At 54.9% G+C, this 24574-nt stretch carries 11 protein-coding genes; 4 read left to right on the top strand and 7 right to left on the bottom strand.

The genetic code is table 11. The features are described from left to right. Positions 1-45: 45 nt before the first annotated feature. Positions 46-7272 (bottom strand): sugar-binding protein, encoded by a 7227-nt coding sequence (locus tag GZH47_RS21890; RefSeq protein ID WP_162643149.1) that lies wholly within the window; start codon positions 7270-7272, stop codon positions 46-48. Between the two features lie 392 nt (positions 7273-7664). Beyond that, the gene (locus tag GZH47_RS21885; RefSeq protein WP_162643148.1) at positions 7665-9059 is read right to left on the bottom strand and encodes a glycoside hydrolase family 32 protein; all 1395 of its coding nucleotides are present in this window, start codon (positions 9057-9059) and stop codon (positions 7665-7667) included. 256 nt (positions 9060-9315) lie between these two features. Between GZH47_RS21885 and GZH47_RS21880 the strand changes: the two genes are divergently transcribed. Further along, the gene (locus GZH47_RS21880) at positions 9316-10221 is read left to right on the top strand and encodes a hypothetical protein (protein ID WP_162643147.1); all 906 of its coding nucleotides are present in this window, start codon (positions 9316-9318) and stop codon (positions 10219-10221) included. Between the two features lie 164 nt (positions 10222-10385). Continuing rightward, complete coding sequence (locus tag GZH47_RS21875; RefSeq protein ID WP_162643146.1) at positions 10386-11429, top strand: methyltransferase domain-containing protein; 1044 nt, start codon at positions 10386-10388, stop codon at positions 11427-11429. Here GZH47_RS21875 and GZH47_RS21870 read toward each other — a convergent pair. Continuing rightward, positions 11420-12085 (bottom strand): alpha/beta hydrolase, encoded by a 666-nt coding sequence (locus tag GZH47_RS21870; RefSeq protein WP_225446161.1) that lies wholly within the window; start codon positions 12083-12085, stop codon positions 11420-11422. The two genes, GZH47_RS21875 and GZH47_RS21870, sit on opposite strands and share 10 nt — an antisense overlap. 94 nt (positions 12086-12179) lie before the next feature. On the opposite strand from GZH47_RS21870, the gene GZH47_RS21865 reads away from it, so the two are divergent. Both GZH47_RS21865 and GZH47_RS21860 read left to right on the top strand, forming a co-directional pair. Next, complete coding sequence (locus GZH47_RS21865) at positions 12180-13088, top strand: AraC family transcriptional regulator (RefSeq protein WP_162643145.1); 909 nt, start codon at positions 12180-12182, stop codon at positions 13086-13088. Between the two features lie 125 nt (positions 13089-13213). After that, positions 13214-14020, top strand: coding sequence for a sugar phosphate isomerase/epimerase family protein (locus GZH47_RS21860; protein WP_162643144.1), 807 nt, complete (start codon positions 13214-13216; stop codon positions 14018-14020). Between the two features lie 77 nt (positions 14021-14097). Here GZH47_RS21860 and GZH47_RS21855 read toward each other — a convergent pair whose 3' ends face one another. The 4 genes from GZH47_RS21855 to GZH47_RS21840 form a co-directional block, all read right to left on the bottom strand. Beyond that, on the bottom strand, positions 14098-15771 hold the full coding sequence (locus GZH47_RS21855; protein WP_225446561.1) for a response regulator transcription factor: 1674 nt from the start codon (positions 15769-15771) through the stop codon (positions 14098-14100). 39 nt (positions 15772-15810) lie between these two features. Then, entirely contained in the window at positions 15811-16659 is an 849-nt protein-coding gene (locus GZH47_RS21850; RefSeq protein WP_162643142.1) for a carbohydrate ABC transporter permease, read from the bottom strand. Positions 16660-16662: 3 nt separating this feature from the next. Then, on the bottom strand, positions 16663-17541 hold the full coding sequence (locus GZH47_RS21845) for a carbohydrate ABC transporter permease (RefSeq protein ID WP_404823702.1): 879 nt from the start codon (positions 17539-17541) through the stop codon (positions 16663-16665). 257 nt (positions 17542-17798) lie between these two features. Next, entirely contained in the window at positions 17799-24563 is a 6765-nt protein-coding gene (locus GZH47_RS21840; RefSeq protein WP_162643140.1) for an endo-alpha-N-acetylgalactosaminidase family protein, read from the bottom strand. Between the last annotated feature and the right edge of the window lie 11 nt (positions 24564-24574).

Below are 24574 nucleotides of genomic sequence, written 5' to 3'. Positions count from 1 at the left end.
AAAGGAAGGCCCGAGAGCCTTCCTCCGTTTCGTTCGAAACATGCGTTACTGTTCGAGCCATCCGTCGAGAATCATGCGGGCAACGGCGGCAAGCGATTGGATCGTAATCTCGCCGTCGTCGAACATGTCGGCTGCGGCAATGGCATCCCAGCCCTCGTCCGTCGATTTCAGGCCGAAGTATTTCACGACGAGCGACAAATCCTTGGTCGTAATGCCCGTCTCGCCCGGTACGAGCGTAATGATCTTGGTCAGGAACGTTTGGACCGCGGCATTCAAATCGCTAACGGCCTGATTCACCTGGCCTTGCGTCGCCGAAGCATTATTCGTTACGGCACTTGCAGCGTTGATTGCGGCTTGCAGCGCGGCTTTCGAACCGACCGCGAACTTGCCGAGTTTCGTGCCTTCCACCGCAGTGCCGTATTTGCCTTGTGCGGCTGTAATTGCAGCGTTCAGCGCGGCCTTGTCGGCGTTAACGACTACGACCTTGCCGTTAAATGCCGTTACCGCGCTTGCGAGTGCCGCTGCGGCTGCGTTCACCTGATCTTGCGTTGCCGCAGTGTTGTCTCTCACTGCTGCCGCGCTGTCGATAGCTGATTGCAGCGCCGCTTTGGCGCCCGGCGTGTAGTTGCCGGCTTCCGAACCCTCAACCGCGTGGTCGTGCAGATTCTGCGCGCTGTCGATTGCTGCGCTGAGCTCGCTCTTATCGGTATTGCCGATGGCGATGTTCGCGGAAGCGGAAGCCGTATCGACGGTAGTCGAGTTGCCGTCATCGATAACCTCGAAGTCCGTCAGCGAGATCGAAGTCGTGCCGACCGCCGCGTCGGCTTTGACGGTGCCATGCAGCACCAGCAGGTCGCTGTCGGCCTGCACGCTGCTGCTTGCGCCTTCGCTCGCCATCAGGATGCGGATTTGGCCAAGCTCCGGTTTCACCGCCGTGCCAAGCACGTGGAAGTGATCCTTCAAGGAGGCAATGGCCCCTTCGGCAAGGCTAAGCTTGCCGTCTTCGCCGGCAACCGTGTCGAATGCCACTTTGCTCGGATCGTAATTCACGATCAGATCCGCAAGCGTGAACGGATCGGTTACGCCGGCAATGCCGACTTGGAAATCGACCGGCTGGCCGACGAAAGCCGATGCCGGAGCGTTGATCGTCGCGTGCAGGCTATCCGTCGGTTCCGGTTCCTGCGGCTGCAGCGAAGTTTCCGACGACAAGATCAAATCGCCGAACTTGAGCGGATCTTTGCCGCTGGAGATGCCGTCCATGTAAGAGATCCAGCCTTCGCGTCCCCCGCCGTCGTTGTCGTTGACGATGACCGAGATGCCGAGATCGGTCAGGTCCGCCGTCGCCGGCTTGCGGGCGTCGGTGAGGATGCTGTTCCACGGGAAGGCGACCACGTAGTTCGTCAAGTGGTTCGCTTCGTCACGGGTGAATTTGTACTTGATGTCGTTCAGGTTCCCGGTCGTGACCGGCCCCCATGTTTCATTGCCGAGCGCGGACTCGCCCGTCGTCGCGTTCAGCGACGCGATGAAGCGCGGATGGTTGTCGCTCGTTGCCGTTCTGCCCGGACGTTCAGGGTCGAACGACACCTGCAGGCTGTCGGCGCCCCAAGAATCGTATACGTTTGCCGCGGACATGCTGTGCACGTCGTCCGTTACTTTAACGGCAAGATAGAGATAGTTGTCGTCCCACTTCACGTATTGATCGCCCGAACGGTCGCCAGCCTGAGCACCGCTCATGTGGATGACTTGCGAGCCGGCCCATGCATCCGCGTCGATCGTGCCGTCAAGCGCGCCGCCGACGAGAATCGGATGCTCCGGATTGACGCGCGTTGCCGTCAAATCGCTGATGTCCTTGTCGAAGGAACGGTCGTAACCGTCCGCATTCGTAATATGGAATGTGAAATGCGTGCGGCTGTCGGCCGACAGCATCGCGGCCGGAATCGTGACGTACTGCGTCGTGCCGCCAGCGATGTCGCCGAAGGCGTAACTGCCTGCCGCCGCGGCAGGTTCCGTAACCTGCACGGTGCCGCCGGCAACGGTGCCCGAATCGTGCTTGTTCGTGAGCGCGACTTTGACGTCATAGCCGTTCTTCGCCGCGTTCTGCACCGGATAAATTTCGACGCCGATCGAATCGTCCGTGTTCTTCGTCTGCACGGTCAGCGTCTTGTAATTCGTGCCGCTCGCTACTGGCGTAATCTTCAAGTCGTACGTGTATTTGGCGTAATTATCCGGTACGTGCAGCACCAGCGTGTCTTTCGACGAGCCCGCGCTGAACGTGCCGCCGGAGACGACCGACCAGCCTTGCGGCATGTCGACTTGATACGTTCCGCTGAGTGCTTTCGCGCCGTCGCTTACGCGGTTAATATCCAGGCTGATGTCTTGACCTGGCGTAACGTTGACCGGACTGAATACGGCCGTGTCGAAGATAACGTCAGCCGGATTTACCGGTTTCTCATATGCGCGCACCCAGTCGATGTACATGTCGGATTGATCGCCGTAGCGGTCGAAGCCGTAGCCTGGCGGGAATGCGTCGCTTTGCGTCATCGCGTTGTTGATCAGGAAGTAGCTTCCTTTGCGCCACGACAACGGCAGCGTCTTCTGCTTGTAGACTTCCTTGTTGTCGAAGTAGTACGTCGTGTAATCTTCTTTAACCAACACGCCGTACGTGTGGAAGCCCATCGAGATGTTGCCGGCGTCGCTGCCGATCAGGTCGACCGTGTTGACCGCCTTGCCGCCGCCATCCAGATTATCGTAGCCCCATGGATGGGTCGCGATGGAATAACCCGACACGTTCGGCGGATACGCCTCGATAATATCGAGCTCGTCGGTCGCTTCGTCGTTCACGCCCGTCAGCGTCCAGAACGCCGGCCATTGGCCCGGGTTGGCACCGACGAAGAAGCGAGCCTCCAAGTATTGATCCGTGTAGCCTTTCGTGCGGAAGCCTACGCCGTCATCGCCGACGGAGCTGAGGAAGCCCGTCGTATAGTGGCGTTGGTAGCCGTCGACGTTGGCCGGCAGCTTCTCTTCGTAGTACTTCGTCTTGATCTTCAAGTAGTCTTCGATTTGCTCGAACGGATCGTACGCGCTGCCGCGGTCGGCGAACAAGGCATTGCCGTAATCCTTGTAATCCGGCTTGTGCGAAGCGTACGTCGTGCGTTGGCCTTGGCCGTCGATGCCCGTCTTCGAAATCGTAGGCATCGTCTTGTAGTCGTCCTGGAACGTCACCTGCATGTCAAGGCCGTCCAATTGCGACGGCATCGGCGCGTTCTCCAAGCCCATATTCCAATCCGCGCCGCCGTTATTGTAGAACTGGAAGTAATCCTCGATCGTCTTCGAGCCGTCCGCCTTCGTCGCCGTCACCTTCACGGCTACCGGGCCGTGCGGGTATTGATCGGCGTCGAACGTGATCGAGCCTTTGCCGTCGCTGTCCAGCGTAACGTCGGCCAGCTTGACGATATACCCGGATGCGTCCGTGTGCTCGGCGTCCGGTTGATGCAGCATGTAGCCTGCGGCAGCCGTGTAGCCGCCCTTCGCCGTGAAATTCAATGTCGTCTCGCCGTCAAGCTCGGCACGGTAAGCCGGCGATTGCAGCGTGACCAAATCCGGCAAGGCGATCTTCGGCGCAACGACGGATACCGTCTGTTCCGCGTATTTGACGCCATTGACGATCGGAGCGATCTTGATCGTGCCGTTCGGCAGCGCGTAAGCCGCCGGTACGCTGACGACGATCGTGTCGCTCGCGCTGCCTGCCGCGAAGCTGGCACCGGACACGACGGACCAGTTGTTGTCCGGGAACGTCACTTCGTACGTGCCGGCCATCTCCTGAGCGCTCTCGTCGCGCGTGATCGTGATGCTCGCGTTCTCGCCTTGAACGACGTTCAGCGATGCTGGCGCCGCGAAGCCCGGAACGGTCGCGTTCGGGTCATAGACGTACTCGAATCCGTCGACAACGACAGCTCCGCGCCCGGCCACGGTCTTGACCTTCAGCTCCAGCTTATGCTCGCCGCCGCGCAAGCCGGTCTTCTCGAATACTTTCGCATTCGATACCGTATTAGTCGTCTTGGAATCAATCGTCGTCTGGAACACGCCGTCCAAGTAGACGTCCAACAATCCGCCTGCATCGAAAGTACGCATGAAGACCGATACGGCCGTACCATCGAACGTGAATGCGTTCACGTCGCCGTTGTTGCCGGCGTTATCGTACATGTAGCCATACGAATCATGCCACCAGCCGCCGGTCGTGGCGAAATAATCTTTGGATTGCGTCGATTTATCAAACTGTCCCCAGTTGCCGCCGTCTCCGCCCTGGGTGTTCTTGTACGGATACGTCGTGGAATCGACGCGAATCGTTTGAATTTCGTTCGACTTCACGTAATCGTATTCGAAGCCCTCCAGCACGATCGAACCGCCTGGCCTCGTGACGACTAGCTTGAGCGCATGGTTCCCGACAGGGAGACCGCTCTTGCTGAATACCCGCTTCTTGCCGCTGCTGCCGTTCGTATCGACCGAGCCTTGTTTGACGCCGTCGATATACACGTCGAACGCGCTGCCGCCGTCGATATAGCGGGCGTACAGCCCGACGGCATCGCCCTCGAAGTTGAACGTCACGTCTTGTTCCGTACCGGCCGTGATGTACATCCATGCCCAGCTGTCTTTCCACCAGTTGCCGTGGAACGAGAAGTAATCGTTCGGCTGCGAGCTGTGGTCGAACGACGTCCAAGCGCCGTCCGTGCCTCCGTTTGCAGTCACGTACGGATAAGTACTGCCGTCAACCGTACGCTTCTCGCCGATACCCGTAATGGCCGGAGCTTCCGGCGCGTCCGGCGCCTGCACGGTTACCTTCATCGGATCGTAGGTACCGTCGCTGCTCGTCGGCGTAATATTGACTTGGCCGTTCTTGCTCGTGTAGTTCGAAGGAACTTTCAGTTGAATCGTGTCCTCGTAATGGTTGGTCGAGAACGACTGGCTCGTTGCCGTCTGCCAATTATCGCCTGCCTTCACTTGCCATCCGCTTGTCGGGAACGTCAGGTTGTACGTACCGAAGCGCGTTCCTGCCGCACCATTACGGTTAATGATTACGGAGATTTCGTCCCCCGGCGCTGCCTTGAAGAACGTATTTTCTGTCCAGAATTTTGGCATATTCGGGTCTTCGAAATGGCGGAATTCGAAGCCCGCGATACGAAGGTAACGCGTGGCTGCGTTATTCGCGCCTTTAATCTTCAACGTATGGTCTCCATCTTCGAGACCTGTCTTCTCGAACGCCCGGAATGGCTGATCCTGGGTTGCGTACGTATCGATATGCTGCTGCATTACGCCGTCCAAGTAAATGTCGCCTTCACCGCACTGGTTGCATTTCGTCATATCGAGCGCGATAGAAGTGCCGTTGAAGTTGAAGTTCAACTCGGTATCCGCTGATTCTTGAACGTACATCCAGCTCCAGCCATCGCGCCACCAGCCGCCGTTGATGAATTCAAAATAGCTACCGAGGTTCGTGCTCGGATCGTACGTATTCCAACCGCCCTGATCGTTGCCATTCTCCGTGCTGCGATACGGATACGTGCTGCTATCGATGCGAATCAATTCACCCGTCGCACCGGTCGCAGTCGCACTGACGACGATCGGCGAGTAGGACGTACCTCCGCTCGCTACCGGCGTAATCGTGATATCCGACGTCTCGTCGTAATCGTTCGGAACGAGGAACGTCAGCGTGTCTTTGCTCGAGCCTGCCGCGAAAGGCGCGCTATACGAACCGTTCATGTCGACGAATTGACCGTCGTCCATGATTTTCCAGCCTGCCGGCGCATCGATGTGATAGGCTCCGGACAACGCTGCGGCATCTGCGTTGCGGCTTACATTGACTTTCACCACGTCGCCGGATAGCGCCTTGACGGTATCGTCGCTCTCGAACCGGACCGTGCCCGGCGCGTCTTGATAAACGCGGACCCAGTCGACGTAAGTGTCGGCCTCGTTGCCGTAACGCGTGAAGCCGCCCGGTACGTCGAAGTTCTCGAACGGATCCGCGGCATTGCCGTTAATGCCGTAGTGATCGGACACGGCAGCATTCAGGATGAAATAATTGCCGTATTCCCAGCTGAAAGGCAATGTTTTGTGACGCGTTACTTCCACGTTGTCGCAGTAGTAGTACGTCCAATCTTTCGTGATGTAGACGGCCAGCGTATGGAAGCCCATCGCCAGATTGATATTGTTGAACGCGGCCGTATCAAGGTTGGCGCTGTACCCGCCGCCGAGCTTGCTGGCGTCGTAGCTTGCAGCCGCCGGTTTGTCGTAACCCCAAGGATGCCATGCGATCTGATAACCGGAAGGCGTGCCCAAGTAGCCCTCGATAATGTCCAGCTCGTCGCTCGGCTGGTTCGCCAGGTCCGGATTCTGGACGTAGCCGTTCGCCGTCAATGTCCAGAACGCCGGCCACATGCCAGGGTTCGGACCGAAGAACATCCGCGCCTCGAAATATTGATTCCGTCCGCCTTCCGTATGGAAGCCGCCGCCCGCTTGGTTCATGGAGGACAGATAGCCGGTACTGACCTTCTGCTTCCAATAATCGTTGCGGACATAACCTGTCGGATGGTAGACCGTCGACAGCTTCATATACTCGTTGTCTTCGATCGAGAACGGGTTATTCGGCCCGTCGGCATCTTCGAACGCCGCCCAGCCGAACATGCCGCCGCGTGCCTCGTCGACCTTGGCCGACGCGTAAGTCGCGCCGATGCCGGTCTTGTTGATCGTCGGCATCGTTTTGAAATCATCTTCGAACACGTTGTCCATGCCGACCGTGACCGGATTGACCGGTGCTTGATCAAGCCCGGCTCTCCACTCCACGCCGACCTTGTTATTCAGCTGCAGATAGGCATTGTCGATTTCGGTGCCGTTCTGAAACACCTGAATACGCACGGAAATCGGGCCGTTCGGATATTGGGAGGCCGGAAAAGCAATGCTTCCGTTCCCGTCCGCGAGCGTCACGTCGCCGACCAAATCCTTCGTGCCGTTATTGTTATTGTTCAAATCGGCCGGTTGCTTCTGCGAATACACTTTAGCTGTCGTGCCGAGCTTGTTGTAAAATTCAATGTTGATGGTGTTGCTCGTAATGTCCGAACGATACGCTGGTGAAATAACAGAGGTGATACGATCTCCATCGTCCGCTGCGGCCTGAACCGTATTTGGAAAGCCAAATCCGACAAAAGCCGATACAAGCAAGGAAAACGTCAGCAGTAACGCCATGGAACGGTGATACCGTTGCCATTCGCGCTTAATCCTCATATAGCTACCTCCCTGAGTCCATCGTTGTAATAACTTTACGAAAACTCCCTTCGATTCCGCCTGCAGCGCTGTTTTCCGCAGACCTTCAATTTTCTGGCTGTTAAAGTCGAAAATAGCCTCCTTCGTAACTGAATTCTGACAGTTCTTGCACTTGTCCTACATCATTATAATGAAAAAATGTAAGCACTTACATATGGTAATCCTCCAATTTGTATGGTAATAGCATGATGTCCACCGCAGTTTAGCGCGGACGATCGTCTTGGCAGCGATCGCAGAAGTCCGTCCGCGAACTAGGTTGCGACCGTCCAAGTCACATGATACACGGCCCGTAAAACAGCAAGAGACAGCCGGTTTATCCTCCCGGCTGCCTCGAAACGCGCAGTCATTTTCCATTATTCGGATTGCGTTGCAGTCAGCTCCCACATATCGAACCCGGCCATCGCGGAGCGCGCAGCTTCCCCGAACAGCGATACGCCCGCGCCTTGCTCCTGCATCGGATAGATTCTGGCGGACAAGCAGGTCGTCTCGTTGCAGAACACTTCGACCGTCGTACGATCCACGAAGACGTGGAGCTTCAGCCGTCCGTCTTTCGCCTCGAAATCGCCGGATATCGGCGTCTTGTGCGTCAGCGGCGACAAGCTTGAATCGCTTCGGTCGATCGTGATTTGCTTCGCGGCCGGATCAACGACAATACGGGTCTCCTCCCGGCCGTCCTCGGAGCGCAGGACGCCGATTCCGAACGGCGACGCTGCGCCGGCAAGGTCGAACTCCGCGAGCAGTTCCACCGTTCTCCCTTGAAGGCCCGCGATCCAGCGATCGCCTTCCGCGGCGAGCGACTCCCGTCCGGCATGCTGTCCGCGCAGCCGCTGCAATTCCGGCACCGGCCTCATCGCAAGCCGGCCCGAAGCCGTCAGCTCCATGACTCTCGGCAGTGCCTGAACGCCCGACCAGCCATCGGCGCCTGTGAATTCTCCCCGCGCAACGTCGGGCATCCAGCCGAACAGAATGCATCTGTTCCGATCATCGGTAAGCAAATTAGGCGCATAATAGCCTTCCCAGCCCGAATGATCGACGATTCCTTGCGTTTCGGGAATCAGTTGATAGGTATCCGAGAGTTTGCCCGTTAAGTACTTCACGACGCCGCCGGGGGAATAGATAAGCACATACCGGTCGTCTTGCCGATATACAAGCGGACATTCGCACAACGAGACCTCGGGGTCGATGTATAGGAAGTTCAGAAACGACCACTGTTCGAGATCGGCAGACTTGTAGATCGTCACGCAGCCTTTGCCTTCATAGGCGCCTCCGGTAACCATCAGCCATTCCTCGCCTTGCCGCCATACGAAGGGATCCCGCCATTCCCGAACATCGGCGCCGTCATGAAGCTCCGACGTAAGGACAGGGTTGCCCGGATGCTTCGTCCAAGTCATCAGCCCGTCCGTGCTCGTCGCCATCCACTGTTCGGCGCCCGTCGCCGCGTTTCGCTCGCCATCGCCGATGCTCGTATAGAAGATTCTAGCTTCCGTGCCGTCCTGTACGGCGCAGCCGGAGAAGCAGTGAACTTCGCCAAGCTCGTTCGACGGGTAAAGCGCGATCGGCAGATGCTCCCAATGCACGAGGTCCAAGCTGCGCGCATGCCCCCAATGAATGGTTCCCCACTTGTCGCCGTACGGATTGTATTGATAGAAGAGATGATAGTACCCTTCGAAGAAAATCGTCCCGTTCGGATCGTTCATCCAATTGCGTTCCGGCAGGAAATGATAGGTTGGCCGATATTGTTGTCCCATGTTTCATTCGCCCCTTCTGGCTGTTCAGCCCAATCGGTCTTCGGTTAGGAAATCTCTTGTTTCTTCTCCTTGTACCACTCCTTTTCCTGCCTTAGGTAAGACTTCCGCATATACAAACGACCGAATTACTGTTTGGCACCCCTGCCATAGCGTGCGCTATGAATACATTTGAAGGAAAATGAGCATTTGAATTTTCTCTCTAAGCGACGATATATATCTAGTGCGGGAAATAACTTCATCATAAGGAGATACTACCATGACTAATAAATTTATAACTTTATTGCAATATCTGTCGGATGAGCCATTGGCAGGCCAGAGGAAGCCTAATCGGGGATTTAAGGCAGTCGCGCAACGTATGGAGCAGGTCCTAAACCCAAGAAACAATTCTGCATTTGCATTAGCACCCGATAAAGTATGTCCTCTTGTAAGCTCCGGAGAACGAATGAAATACGTGATTCTCGGTTTGAACCCCCATGATGATGGACCGAAGGGCGATTTACATCACCTCGCGACTTGGGAGGAACTCGCCGACTATCACGTTCCGACAAACTTGTACGGCGACAATATATTCGATCGAGTACTGCTCCCGAACGTTGCTTATTATCGCAGGGTTGGTACGCTAGTTCATTCGCTAGAAGAACGAAGATATATCAAGTGGCCCGACTTCAGAAAAGGACTTAATGCAGAGCAGACGAAAGAAAAATATAGGCAGATGATCGACAAAACGCCGATCGGGGTTGCGGAAGTAATTCCGTTCGCCTCCAAAAAAATCTCGCTGGGCGATAAAGCGTTGGAAAACCTAATGGCTGTCAGCAGCGAATACCGTAATTACCTTAAGGCTCTGCTCGAACTAATCGTCTCCAATACAACGGAAGATGCCTGGATTATCTGTAATGGTAGCGGAGCCTGCCAGGCGTTCGAGGAGATCATGCGTCTTGAAAGCAAGCCTTTAAAAAATTGGATTAGTGAATCAGAAGTGAAAAAATATGCTCTGTATACGTTTAAAGGTAAAAAGGTGCTGATGCTGTACCAATTCTTGAACATAATGAACGGAGCTTTGAACTCGCACGGACAAATCGGAGCGATGATTGAGGATGTCATTCAAGCAAGCGATCAGATCGACAATGCCCCCGAATCTGGCACTGAATTCGATCAAGAATAGAATCAAGATTAGAATGGGAGAAAGACCGGACCTCGCTAGCATCATGCAAGCGAAATCCGGTCTTTTCTATGATGAAGTCCCATAACCGATCGAACAACGTTCGCATACGATAGAAGGGTTGCCGCAAATTCGGACCTAACGATTGCCATCGCAGAGGTGAACCAATGGACTTCAATAAATTGTTATCCTTGAATATGGGAAATTACACGCGCCAATTCCCATTGAAGAACTCGTTCGGAAACGTATTTCCCGTTCTGAACGACCAGCTGTTGAGCGGCTTTCTCCAAATTGATGAGAAGGATACCGTGCTCGATATCGGCGGCGGATCCAACCCTTTTCATCGGGCGAATGTCGTGACGGAGCCCTTCTTAAACCGCAATTCGCATCGGGGCGGAATGAGCGTTCCCGCTTCTTTTGACTATGTGGAATGTTTTGCGGAGAAGCTGCCTTTCGACGATAAAAGCTTTGATTTCGTCATCTCCAGACAAGTATTCGAACATACCGTCTCGCCCAAGGACGCCTGCGAAGAAATGATGCGGGTCGGGAAGCGCGGCTTTATCGAAACCCCGCAAAAAATATTCGAGCTTCTATTGGGCCCTAATCCATCGCATAACTGGTTCGTGACCCTGCAAGGAGATACCATCGTGTTCGAACGGCGCATGTTCATCCGCCACCCGTTCCGGCATCTATCCATGAGCGCCGTTCCATCGTCGCCGGAGATGCAAATGCTGGCTCATTGGGAATTCAAAAATATAAGCAACGTGCAGTATTATTGGGAGAATCGCATCAAGTACGAAGTAATCGATCATGAGGGCGGGTTCGACTACAACAATCCGGATCACGCCTCGCAGTCGCATCTCGACGTTGCGATCTGTTCGCTGCTGTTAGGCGGCTACTACTTGCCGCACCGGGAAGCGGACGCGCTCGAAGCCGTTCGCTTAAAGCCGGATTGGGCGTTGGCTAGGAATACGCTCGGCGTCATCCAATGGAAGATGGGCAAGCTGGACAAAGCAAAGCAAGCGTTCGAAGCCGCGCTTCTGTTGGAAAACCGAGACGAATATCGCCACAATGCAGCTTTAATAGAAGGAGACGTACCGGTTGTGGTTGATTTTGAAGATACGCTCGGCATGGATGAGCGATTCTATGCCAAGTACAGTAAAACGGGGCATTTCGATATGATGAGCTATTTGTTTAAAACTCACGCATGAATCAAGGCGATCGATTTCAAGAATTCCTCGATCTTCATCTTAGTAGCTTCCAATGGGCGATTCTCATGTCTGCCATGCAGGAAGAACCCATGCTCCATGCCGTCGTAGGCTACCCAGGCGATGTCGTTGCCTGCCGCCGCCATTCGGGCTACGAAGTCTCTATTCTGTTCGAGAAGATCGTCCGCGGTTCCGATCATCCATAACGTGGGCGGCAAACAATGCTTCACGTTGTGGTAAGGCGACATTTCGCGCGCTTGCTCGAGCAGCTCGGGATAGCGTCTTGTCATGATGTCGACTGCATCCATTCCTGCACCGAAAATCACCAATGCGTTCGGCATATGATTCGTACTCAGATGGTCGCCGTCATTATTCATGTGCTCGAACATGATGGCGGACACGGAGATATACCCGCCGGCCGACGACCCGCATACAACGATCTTCTCAGGGTCGACCCCGATATCCGCTGCATGCTCGCGCACCCACCGAACGGCGGATTTGACGTCGCAGATCGCTTGAATCGGAGTAAACCCTTCATCATGGCCGTTCCGATAATCGACGCAGATCGCGACAACGCCCTTTGAGGCTAGATACGCTGCATGGTGCTGAAAATCCGCCGGCGTTCGGGGGCCTGGAAAGACGAATGGATATACCCGCACTAAGATTTCCCCCTCTAGTCTTCAATTCTAGTCCTGCCAGATCCAAGCAATGATATAATTGTAGACATATTTCATTAATAGAAGGTGCTCATGGATGGATCATTTGTTTCAGCTGCCCGATTTGTACAGCGCCATTCGCATTCCGGGCATGGAGTATGCCGTACAGCAAGCCGGATGGAGCTACCCCGATCATCGCCATCCCTATTTCGAGTTTCTGTTCTGCATTTCTGGGGAGATGGAACAATGGGTGAACGGAAGAATGTATCGGATGTATCCCGGAGACGCGATTATCATTCAATCGGAAATGCTGCATCGTACGGAAACGCGGATGGATTGCAGTTATTTCGATTTCCATTTCGAAGTGGAGGTCAACGTCATCCATATGATCTTCCAACTGGCAGCCGAACCTTTGCTTCGCAGCGAAGCTTATCCTTACGTGTCGGAATGGGTATTCCGATTCATCAATCGGTTCGGCGAGCAATTGCAGACGATGATGGCGGCCGAGAAGAAGCAAGGCGCCGCGATGATGGACGAAATGTCCGCCTCCGTCAGCCAGCTGCAAATTCATTCCAGCATCTTGAATTTCATCGGAGAGCTGGCTTCGGATCTCATCCATGTCCAGCACCGCCTGCATCCTTCATCCGGCATCAAGCCCTCGCAGATGAAGCTGGCGCGGGAAGCCGCCTACTGGATGGAATATCACCTGCATACGCCGATCAATATTTCGGCCTTGGCTGCGCGATTGAATGTCCACCGGACCTACTTGCACGAATGCTTCAAACTCGTTTACGGCGTTTCGCCCTCCGTCTTTCACCAGCGGATTCGCATCCGCGAAGCCAAGAAGATGCTGCAAACCTCCAACGCCAGCATCGAAGAGATCGCCCATTCGCTTTGCTATTCGTCGGCCAGTCATTTCAGCCATGCCTTCCGGACAGCATCGGGCGTTTCTCCCCAGCGATTCCGCAGCGCGAACGGGCCTTCGGCGAAGCCTGCACCGAAGTAAGCGCTCCCGTCAGATTTTTTACTACATATATATAAAATCACCGGACGATTAGAAATGGCGGACATGAATCTCCGATGCTACGATGAGGGAATGAATGCATTCCGTATCGAAGGAGCCTTGTCACGATGAGTATTCGAATCTTTAAATCATTATGGGGAATGGAACAGTTGTCCTATCGGGAAAGCATCGAACGAATCGCGGCCGCGGGCTACGACGGCGTAGAAGCAACCGTTCCCCCGCCGGAACATGAACGCGAATTCGCGGAACTCTTGCATGAACATCGATTGGACTACATCGCGCTGATCGGCTCGACCGGTCAAACCTTAAGCGCCCACGAGGAGTCATTCGCGAGAGGAATCGAACGGGCCGCCGCATTGAACCCGCTTCTCGCCATTTCCCATAGTGCCCGGGATTGCATGTCGTTCGAGGAACAGCTCCAATTCTTCCGTTCGGCGCTTCGGTCCCAATCGGCAGCCGGCTTGCCCGTCGGGCATGAAACCCATCGCCATCGCGCCATGTACACGCCGTGGAACACGGCCAAACTGCTGGAAGAATTGCCGGATTTGCGCATAACGGCCGATTTCAGCCATTGGTGCTGCGTCTGCGAATCCTTGCTCGAAGACCAGGCGGAAGCGCTGCGGATTGCTTGCGAGCGCACGATTCATATCCATGCGCGAGTCGGTCACGCGCAAGGCCCGCAGGTTCCGCATCCAGGCGCACCGGAATACGCGCAAGAGCTGGCCGCGCACGAAGCATGGTGGAGAACCATTCTTCAAGCCCGCCAATCGTCCGGCTTCGAAACGACGACGCTCACGCCGGAATACGGACCTCCCGGCTATATGCAGACGCTCCCCTTCACCCGCCAGCCCGTGTCCGATTTATGGGACACTTGCCTTTGGATGGGGGAGCGTATACGGAAGTCGTTCCGTTAGGCTTCTCCGACGAAAAAAGCTTCCAAGCCGTTGCAGCCTGGAAGCTTTTTTATACGTGCTATAAACCCCGCGCACGCTCACGGTTGTTCCCTCGGATTGCTTATCGCCGAAGCAGTCAATAGTTCGCTTTCCCGATAAGCCTTTGGATTCTGACCGGTTATCTTTTTGAAAACGCGGCTGAAATGCTCATGATTCGAGTAACCGACTTTGCTGGAAACCTCGGCGATTTTAAAGCCTGCTTTCAACAATTTCTTCGCTTCGTTTATTCGCAATTGTGTCAGGTAATTCATATAGCTGCAGCCGAGCTCTTTGGAGAATTGCTTGCTGATGTACGTCTCGCTGACGCCGACGACCTCGCTGATCGCGCTTTGGCTGATCTCTTCCCGATAATGGTCCTCGAGGAACTTCTTCACTTTGGTCACCAGCATGCTGTAAGCCGGCTGCTCCCGCCCCTGGTGAAGCGCGCCGTGCACGCAGCCGAGCAGCTCCTTGAGCCAGGCAAGCGACCGTTCCATCGTTTCCATTTGCCGAACCGTATCCACCGGATCCGAAGCGACGCCTTGCAGCTGCGCCCAGCGAATCCCTTTGGCATACAGCAGTCCGCCGGTCTCCCAGACGGTGTCGACGAACCACGCTTTCATTTGCTCCGGATCCATGCTTGCCGTTAACCGGGGAATGAGCTTTCTCACTTTAAGGAGCATTTCCGGCCATGCCGCTTCATCCGGATTTTGCAGCGCTTCCGCCAGCTCCGTCCTGTATGCCGCCAGCTGCTGAAGCAGCGAATGAACGAGCGTCTCTTGCTCGGCCGAAGGTTTACCGCCGCCTTCGTACTCGAGCAGAACGCCGAAGCCTCTATAATAGCGCATGGCCGCCGCGCTGCTGGCTTGGTGATACAACTGATGCCAAGCGTATTTCTTGCCCAGTCCCAGCTCGCTCATGCCCATGGCAGCGGTAACATTCGCATACTGCTTCAAGCGCGTATGCACCGTCGCGAAGAACGAATGAACCTTCCCGTTGACGCTGGACGCGCTGCGATCATTGGCGAACGAACAGAATAGCACGTATTCGCCTTCGCCTTTATAGTAGATTTCCGCCGCAAGCGGCATGGCAGCAAGAATCGTCTGCATCGTCTGTTGAATGAGAACCGGGAGATCCCGCAGATCGTCATTGCCCGAGGTCCGCAGCACCAGCACCATCTGATGAAATCCGCATAATAGCAGGTCGTCCGACGCCAGCGTACCGGCCGCTAAACCGCCTTCCGGCTGCCGCTCTCCCGATAAAAGCTGCTTTATGAATGCGTCCCGTTCTTGGCCGCGCTGCCGCATGTCGTCGGCCGATTCGGCACTCGCGTTAGGCCCTGCCTCTTTACGGGATTGGCTTAGCGCCTGAACGACCTTCGTGAATACGGGAAAGATATGTTCCTCGTCCATGTCGGTTTTGACCACATAATCCATGGCCCCGAGCAGGAAAGCTTCGCGCACGTAACTGTAGTTGTTATAGGCGCTCAGTACGACGATCGCCAGATCCCGCGCTCGTCCCGACGCCGATAACGTCTTTAACAATTCGATGCCGTTCATTCGGGGCATCTCGATGTCGACGACCAGGATATCGATGTCCGGCATCTGTTCCAGGCTCGACATCGCTTCCACGCCATTGCCGGCTTCGACCGCAATGCGAATGCCAAGAGAGCTCCAGTCGATCATATGGTGCAGCGCAAGCCTAACCAGCGGCTCGTCATCCACGATCATCATTTTAAACACCGGGAACCCTCCCCTCTCGTCTGGCTGCTGCTATCCTTTTACCGCGCCATCCATCAAGCCTTTGAAAATATAGCGTTGAAATACGATGTAGAAAATGATGCTTGGCAGCAGAACCAGCATAATACCCGCGCAAAGCTCTGGCAAGTTGGAGCTGCGCTCGCTGACGAAGCTCATGAGCGACGTAGGCAGCGTGGCGAGATGTTTGTTCGGCATGTACAGGTTTTGCACGTAGATGTCGTTCATAATGGTCACGCTTTTCAAAATCCCCAAGGTTGCCGTCGCAGGAAGGAGCAGCGGGAAAATAATCGAGCGAAAAATTCTGAAATAGGTAGCGCCGTCCAGCATTGCGCTTTCGTCCAGCTGCGTCGAGATTTTCTCCAAAAACTGAATGTAAATATAGATCTGCATAATGTCGGTACCGATATAAATCATGGTCGGCGCGCCCAGCGAATTGTATAAATGCAGCGCGTGAATGAGCTGGAATCGGGCGATTTCGGTCGTATACGCAGGGATAATCATCGCCAGCAGGAACAGTGCGATGACCGCTTTCTTCAGCTTAAAATCAAAGCGGTTCAGAATATAAGCGGTCATCGTGCCGAGCAGCACATTGCCGAGCAGACTGCCTGCGACAAGCAGGACCGTGTTCTTCAATCCGACCAGCATGCCCCCGTCATGATAAGCGTTGATATAGTTATCGAGATTGAACCAGTTCGCAGGCAAGGAGAACGGCGAAGTCGCCCCGAGCTCTTGCTCCGTCTTGAATGATCCGAACACGACTAACAGAATCGGAATAAACACGATGGCAGTCATTAAGATGAAATTGCCGTAGTACGTCGCGCCGCTGGCCAGTGCTCCCCGTTTCTTCGCAGAAAGTTCCATGTTTTACTCGCTCCTGTCTTTGATGATCCAGTTTTGAAGTCCCGAGAACACGACGATTAATAGAAGCAAACTAACCGCCATTGCCGAAGCCAAACCGTAGTTATTGAACGTAAAGGCGGTTTGCAGGGAGAAGAGTCCGAAGGTGCTGCTCGCCGTTCCGGGGCCCCCGCCCGTCATGACGTAAGGAATATCGTATTGAAGCAGCGCGCCGGACACGTTAAGGAACAAGATGATTTCAATGACGCGGCGGATGCCGGGAATGGTGACGTAGCGCAGCTGCTTCCAGAATCCCGCGCCGTCAAGCTGCGCAGCCTCGTACAAATCCGCCGGAACGGACTGCAAGCCTGCGAGAAACAGGATGACATGCACGCCGCAGAACCGCCACAAAGACACGGCCACGAGCGAGTAATTCACGATATGCAGGTCGCTGAGCCAGCCCTTGATCATGAAATCCAACCCTAGCCCGTGCAGCAGTCCGTTCAACGGCCCATTAATCGGATTATAGAAATAACTAAACATATAACCTACCGCAACCCCGTTGATGATATACGGCATAAGTACCGTGAACCGAAAGAACGAGCTTCCTCTTAACGTCCGGTTCAACAGTACGGCGGTCATGAGTTCAAGCGGGATCGCCAGCGTATGGATCAGGAAGTAGATGCCGTTGTTGCGAATCGCCTGCCATGCGTCCGGGAAGTCCAGAAACAGCTTCTTATAGTTATCGAATCCGATATTCGTCATCGACTTGCTGTAGCCGTTCCAGTCGGTGAAGCTGTAATGAAACAATTGGATCGTTGGATAAATCAGGAAAAGCAGCATTAACGTGACCGGAATCAGCAGAAAAGAAAAGATGATGATGCGTTGCTGAAGCTTGTTGTTCACTTTCATTCCTCCTGAAATCATAATGATTGGGCTGATGCATCGTATATGCCCGGTTTCTCTAACCCCTCGGTTCGCCCCTTTGTCTAAGCGTGAAGCTAACGAATGCTTAGAATGACTATACTTATCTTAATGTAAATGTAAGAGCTTACAAATGATGATTCCTGACGTAAACTTGATCTTTTATGAAGTCGGACATATAAAAAACAGGGCAGAAGAGAAGCCGTTGCTTCTCTTCTGCCCTTGTGTTGGACGTGGTTCTAAATCAAGCCGATCGCCCCCAACGCGCGGAGCAAAACGACGGCTGCCTGAGCACGGTTCGAAGTATCGCCGGGCGATAAAGTAACGGCGTCCGATAACGTCTTCACGGTGCCCGTCACGATATGGTTCTGAATGCTCCAAGCAAATGCCGCTTGGTCGGAAGCCGCTACGGCGTGCGCATCCGCGAAGGCATTCAATACGGAACGATCCACGCCGGACAATGCATCCTTATTCACGTAAGCCGCGAAGGCTGCCGTTGCTCTGACCATTTCGGCTCTCGTAATCGGTTTAGTCGGTTCGAGTTTCGGGCCTTCCACCCAATCCAAGAGACCCGCCTGATAAGCAATCGCCAGCTGGTCGTACGGCCATTCGCCGGGTCTTGCGGCAACATCCGAATAAGGCAGCTTCACATGGCCTGCGGGATTCGCCCCCAGACCCAATGCATTAACGAGCATCGTCATATATTCGGCGCGGGAGATGGCTGCTTTCGGATCATAGATACCGCCGCCTCTGCCCGTCACGAGCAATCGCGACGCCGCTTCTTCTACGGCTTCCTTCGCCCATGAAGAATGACCCATGTCTTTAAACATGCTGCCTTCACCTGCCGCGATCGCATAGATGCTGTGCGTGGCTGTCTCTACTTCGGCATATAATTGACCGTCGAGGATCACCTGTTTGACTAATCTGGAGCCTGCGTTGACCGTATTTCCTTGATCGTCTTTCTCCAGTACGATTGCCGCCAACGGCTGACCCTTATAGCTGTTGTCAATCTTAATGAAGAAGGTTCGCAGCCCGTCGAAATTCGCTGCTTTGAATGTGCTGCCGTTAGGTGCGACAAGCGTAAGATTCACTTCGTATTCCGCGCTTATGGCGCGATGATTGGCCTGTCGATTGCCCAGCGCGGATTGGGCATCTGCTGCTTCGCCGACTTTATGGATGGAGACGACGACGCTTAAGTCATCCTCCGTCGTGTGGTTGGCGGCAATGAAATCGCTTAGCCCGATAATATGGCGCAGTACGTCCACGGATAACGGATATTGAACATCCTTGCCGGCAAGGAGCAGCTCGGCGGAACCGTTCACTGCCGCGGCTGCCAATAAATCATGCGCGCTGAACGTTGCCGAGATGTCGGCATCGGATCCGTTATGGGCGAAATCAACGACCGTTTGCTGGGTCGTCTTATTCACCGTGACCTCCGTGCCGGCTCCTCCTTCCAATGCGATAACAATCCGAACCGCATCGTTCGTCGTGCCGGAGCCTTCGCCGGCGCCGCTTCCGCTGCTGCCCGTGCCGCTGCCCGCATTGCTGCCGGTGCCACTGCCCGTGCCGCCCGTGCTGCTGGAAGCATGAACAACAAACGGCGCCGCTGCCACGGCATCCTCGCCATGATACGAAGCGGATACGACTACGGATTGATTCTTCGACTTTCTGGCAATCGGGTTAAACGTGAACGTCGCGGTACTGCTCGCCGCCTCATAACTGAAATTCGTGAAGGCCAGCGCGCTGCTTGTCGCTCCGCCGATGCTCACCGTTCCGGCAAAATCGGCTGCCGTCGGCGCGGACGCCGGGTTGTCCGAGAGAACCGCATGCAAGGTTCCGTTCACTGCATCCACGGAAGCGATATGCGCGTCAGCCGCCGGCGCCGATAGATCATCGACGACCAAATCGTCGACGACCAGGACAACGTCGGTTGCCGAATAATTAGGTTGCGCAGTCGGCTTCACCGCTTCAATAGCCAAGTAATAATCGCTGTAATCGCCCGTGTTCAGCTCCAATTCGGCAGCCGCTGTTCCGGTGGATCGAATAATCGGCAGCGTGAATCCGGGGATATTCGAAATACCGGTACCGGTCTGCGTCGAAAACTCCGCGCTGACTGTAGGGCCGCCGGATCTTGACTTGGCGGAAATCCGATACAGCCCGCTCGTGTTCGCTTGATATTTAATGCCAACCTTATACGTTTTATGAGGCTGCAGCTTCAACGTAGACGGTACGGTGCCCAGGATCTCCGACACAAGCGGCGTGCTCGGGTTATTGATGAAATCCTGTTCGTTCGATTTGAGCGAGTAATTGCCGTCGAACGCATACGTCATCGGCTGCGAGATATTCGGGTCGGCCGCTTTCTGCGCATCGCTCGCCTTCTCGGCCAGATGCGTCTGATTGCCGCTCGCTGCCGCACGGAACATGAACGGACCGTAGCCCTCCGATACGTTCTCGAAATCCTCGTAGAAATAATGGGAACCGAGAACCGTCTTGCCTGGATTCTCCCACAGCTTCACGTCGTCGAACCATACGTTCGACGTGCTGTCGGACGTGGCAGCGGCTTTCAATTCAATCGTTGCTTTGCCCGTTGCATCTGCCGTGAAATCCACTTTCATCCGCTCATAATACGTGTTCTTGAATTTGCTCGGCTCCTCCAGGTTCTTGATGGTGGAAGCGCTGATCGAGTTGACTACGGCCGGTCCGCCGTAGTTGTTCACTTCAATAGATACATTCCGGTCGGACGTGCTTGGAGAAGTATCGTCATTATTAGCATTGGAGCCGTTATTGATATCCGCCCAGACCGAAGCCGTATAGGTCTTGCCTGGCGTAAGTCCCGTCACGGTTTGCGAGATCGTCGCATCCTCTTTGCCCGTAACTTTAAGATAACTGTTCTGGAGATAGTCATGCGCCACGGAAACGTGGGAAGCAGCCGCGTCAGCCGCGGATGTCTTCTGCCAGGACGCGAACGCCCCGCTGTCGAATCCAGGATCTTTCAAAGGTCCGCCAACGCCAAAGTCGGCTGCTTGCTGAATATCCGATTGCCGTTCGTCCGACTTGGATTTATAGATGACATAAGGCGTGCCGATCGTCGTATTGCCGATCGTCACTTGTCCGTTCGATACCGTAAGCGTCCGGTCCCACGCCCGTCCGTTGTCGGTCAGCTTGTACATTTCGACGGTCGTCGATCCGCTCCAGCTATCCGGCAGATCCCATGTCGTAGAACCGCCTTTCGGATTCCAATAATAGATTTTGGATTCATTTTGCGGATCCCACGGCAGGAACAGCTGCGCTTTTTGATTCAAGACGTCCAGCTGCCCTTCTCCGGTATTGCCGCCGTCCTTATGATCAAGCACATCGTAAACGGCGATCGTTTTGCCGTCTTTCTTCAGCGATGCCGTGCCGATGAGATAGTTCGGGTCCGATGCGCTCGCATGGTAGTTCTCCATCTGCGCCGTAACGCCGCCGCCGAATACGACCTGGCTGTCGACGCCTGCGCTGTCGCGTTTGATATCCAGGATCGGGAAGTGCTGCATGTACTTCGTCAGCAAGTTGTTATTGTAGAACAAATCGATGCCGTTCTGGATATCGGTTCTGCCCTGCCACGTGCCGACGCCTGCTTGCAGCATGCCGCGCAAGAGATCGCTGGTGTACGGGCTTGGGGCCTGGAACGTATCTTGATACTGATTCTTAATGAAACGGATGATCAAGCTTCCGGCCGTTTGACTCGGATAATACGGATCGGTGCCCCAGTGCGTCCAAATGACATTCTGTTCCATCGGTCCGGAGAATTCCGTCCCGAACCAGAAGCCTAATTTATTTTGGATGATATTCGCGAACTGGTTAGCATGCCAGCCTGCGCCGCTATAGATATCGTCATAGACCATCGCGAGGTTCGGCACTTCCTGCTTGAGCTGCGTATATCTCCGCTCTAATTCCCCGCTGGATAAATCCTTCGCGCGATCGGTCGGATACGTGGGATCGACCCAATCGTAATTGGAATTCGTGTCGGCCCAATTCTCCGGCTTGGCGTAGTAAGCGTCCGGATCCTGAGCGTCGATGTTCGTATGGACGCCTACTTTCACGTTGTACTTTAATCCTTCGTCGACTAGCGTGTTGAAATCTTTCAATCCGCCTTCGCGGATTCCGAAGTGACCCGCGACATCGGGATGGCTGTCGTCATGTCCTTCCGACTCGTAGCCCTTCTCCAGAATCAATTGTCCGAAGCCGTCGTACAGGTTATACAGCTTCTTGGCGTTGTCGAGCGTCCGCAAGTACGGATTCTGCGTTAAGCTGTTAAAGTTCATCGAGATGTAGGAGACATAATCGTTAATTTGATCTGCTCCAGGCGTAAGATCCTGCGACCACAGCTCCCTGAACCCGATGGCCGCGTCTTTCCAATCCGCCGTGCCGTCCCCGTTGGCATCCGGCGATACGATAACCGTAGACGAGAAATCGAAGACGGGCGGGAATTTGCTGTCATCGGCAACATCGCCGCGAACCGTCCAAGCGCCATTCCACATCGCAAGCTGTTTATTCACGCCGTCGCTGTCCGGCTCGATGTCCATGACGACTTTAGACGGGGTTTCGACGACGTCGTTCATGAGCGCGGCCGCAAGCTTGCCGTCGCTTACGAAGCCGTACGTTCTCATTCTGCTGCCCGGCGTCTGGCTCTTCAGATTCGATCCGAATACCGGATCGTTCGTGTAGAACTCATCGTTCATCGTGTTCCATGCCCCGGTAACCCACGACGCGGCCCCTTGCGCATCCGCGTTGCTGCTGGATACGGACACCAGCTTCTGATTCGGAATAGAGAACGTGCGCGTTTGAAAGCCGGCCGGTTCTCTGTTGATGTGCGTGTTCATCTGCACTTTATTGCCGACCGCTTTGAACGTAACGTCCACGTTCACATTTCCGAGCGCTGCATCCGTGTTATCGTCAACGACGGGAATATCCAAGTTGTAGACGGCCGTGTCCGCGCCTGTCTGCGTGACATGGTTGACCGCTGCAATACTGTCGTTGCCGTTGATATTCACCGCGTACAAGAAGTCGCTCTGACCCTGCAGCACATCCGAAGCTTCGCCGCCAAGCCACGTGTAGCTGCGCACGGCCGGGAACCGATTATCGAGACTCACGCTTAATTTGTCCGATGCAATCGTGATCGGCGCCAGCGGCGTCGGTGCCGGCGGCGTCGGCGGGACATAGGTTTCCTGCGACAGCTGACGGATTTCGATCTTCTTCGGGTAATTCCAGCTTTTCAAGCCCGCTTTGCCCGGACCTGCCGGGAAATCCGCGCTGCCGCTGAAAGCCAATACATCGTTTAACCACAGCTTCACGGATTGGCCGATATATTTGATTTTCACCGTGTAATCCGTGTCGGCCACGATGTCCGGGCCTGTACTGGTGAATTCCCCATAGTGGGATCCGTCGGTTTGCCACCCCCAATGCCCGTTGGAATCATAATAGATGCCCGCATAGGGTTGATCCGGTCCCATATACTTGAAGATAAACCCGATTCGGCCGGCATTTCCGTCCGTTCTGAATTTCAACGTGTACGTGCCGTCCTGAATGGCAAGCGAGTTATTATCGTAAATATCGTCGAACAAGCTGTTGAACGTCAATCCGTTATTCCCGATCGTCGGCGCTGGTGACAGCGGCGAGCCATTGACCTTATTCCAAGTTCCCGTTACGCCATCCTCGTAATTCCGGATATACGCGGTAGCTTGAGGCGGCGTGTAGACATCGTCGTCGCTATACGTCAAGGACAGCTCGTCCAAGTACGTCGTCAATGCGTTTGCCGAGCTTGCAGCATAACCCACGTAACCGTTCGCCGTCGAAAACCCGGTTTGCGTGCCGGAATATATCTGCGTTCCATCGACGGTAAGCGTATACGCGTCGCCTGCGTAATCGATCGTTGCCGTATGCGGCGTCCCCAAGCTTAGAGGCTGAGGGTCTTCCGTCAAACCGACGCTTACGTCTTCGCCATCTTGTTGGCCGACCAGCTGCCAATTCCCGGAGCTGTCCGTCCGCACGGAGCTCCAATTGGCGGCATCCCGGTATCTGAACAACAGACCCGCTTGCTCGTAATCGCCGTTCAGTTGGAACTTAGCGCTGTACGAACCGTTGCTCACCTGCGGCGAATTCGTATCCACGACTTGACTGGAACCATTCGTTGTCGTGAGTTTAGCGACTTTCCCGGTAAAGCCCGCAACGGGCGTTTGCAGCGAATACTGAGGTACAGCCGCGCTAGCCGCGCTCATGTTCATGCCCGCCGTCGCATCGTTCGTGAAATCCCGCGCGTAGACGATTTGCCCGCTGCTGCTGTCCGTCACTTTAATATCATCGATATGGATCGCTTTTTTGCTGTAATAGGACCGGAACCCGATTTTCCCGGCTGCCGTCGGCAGCTGGTTGTCCGTTGTTTGCGAGAAGACCTGGTTGCCGTCGAGGTAGACTTCATAGCTGTCGCCGTTGAAAACCTCTTTAATCGTATACGTTTTGCCGGATTCCAGTTTGGCCGCAGGATTAGCATGCACGCCCCACGCCTCGGCCCCGCCATTAAATCCGTCCCAGAGCCAGCCGCCCGGATCGCGGACAATCAATGCATAGTGCGCCGGATCGGTGTATCTCGTAATAAGGCCGAATTGCTCCGTGCTTCCGCCATCGATGCTGATCTTGGCCTCGACCGTGCCGTTAGCCACATCCGGCATATCGTTGAAGTAGACGATTTCGTTTCCGCCGTTCGGATTCACAGCCGTTAGGAATTGCCCGTTCATTTCGGAATATGTAGCTGCCGAGTCAATCACGGTGTCTGACGTGACGCCGTCCATTTCGGCAAGGCTTGCCTCGGAACCGCTTTCAAACGTGTTCGAATAAACCGTAGAAGCCGGCGAGGCCTCTGCAACACGGCTGCCGGCGTGGAACGCGCTCGCTGCCGGAAGCGTTCCCGACGTGGCCATTAACATCATGACAAGAAGCCCGCTAATCTTGGTTTGGAACGATTTCATTAGTAACCTCC

The organism is Paenibacillus rhizovicinus (assembly GCF_010365285.1).
GTDB classification, from domain to species: Bacteria; Bacillota; Bacilli; order Paenibacillales; family Paenibacillaceae; genus Paenibacillus_Z; species Paenibacillus_Z rhizovicinus.
This window is presented reverse-complemented; position numbering and strand designations above follow the sequence as displayed.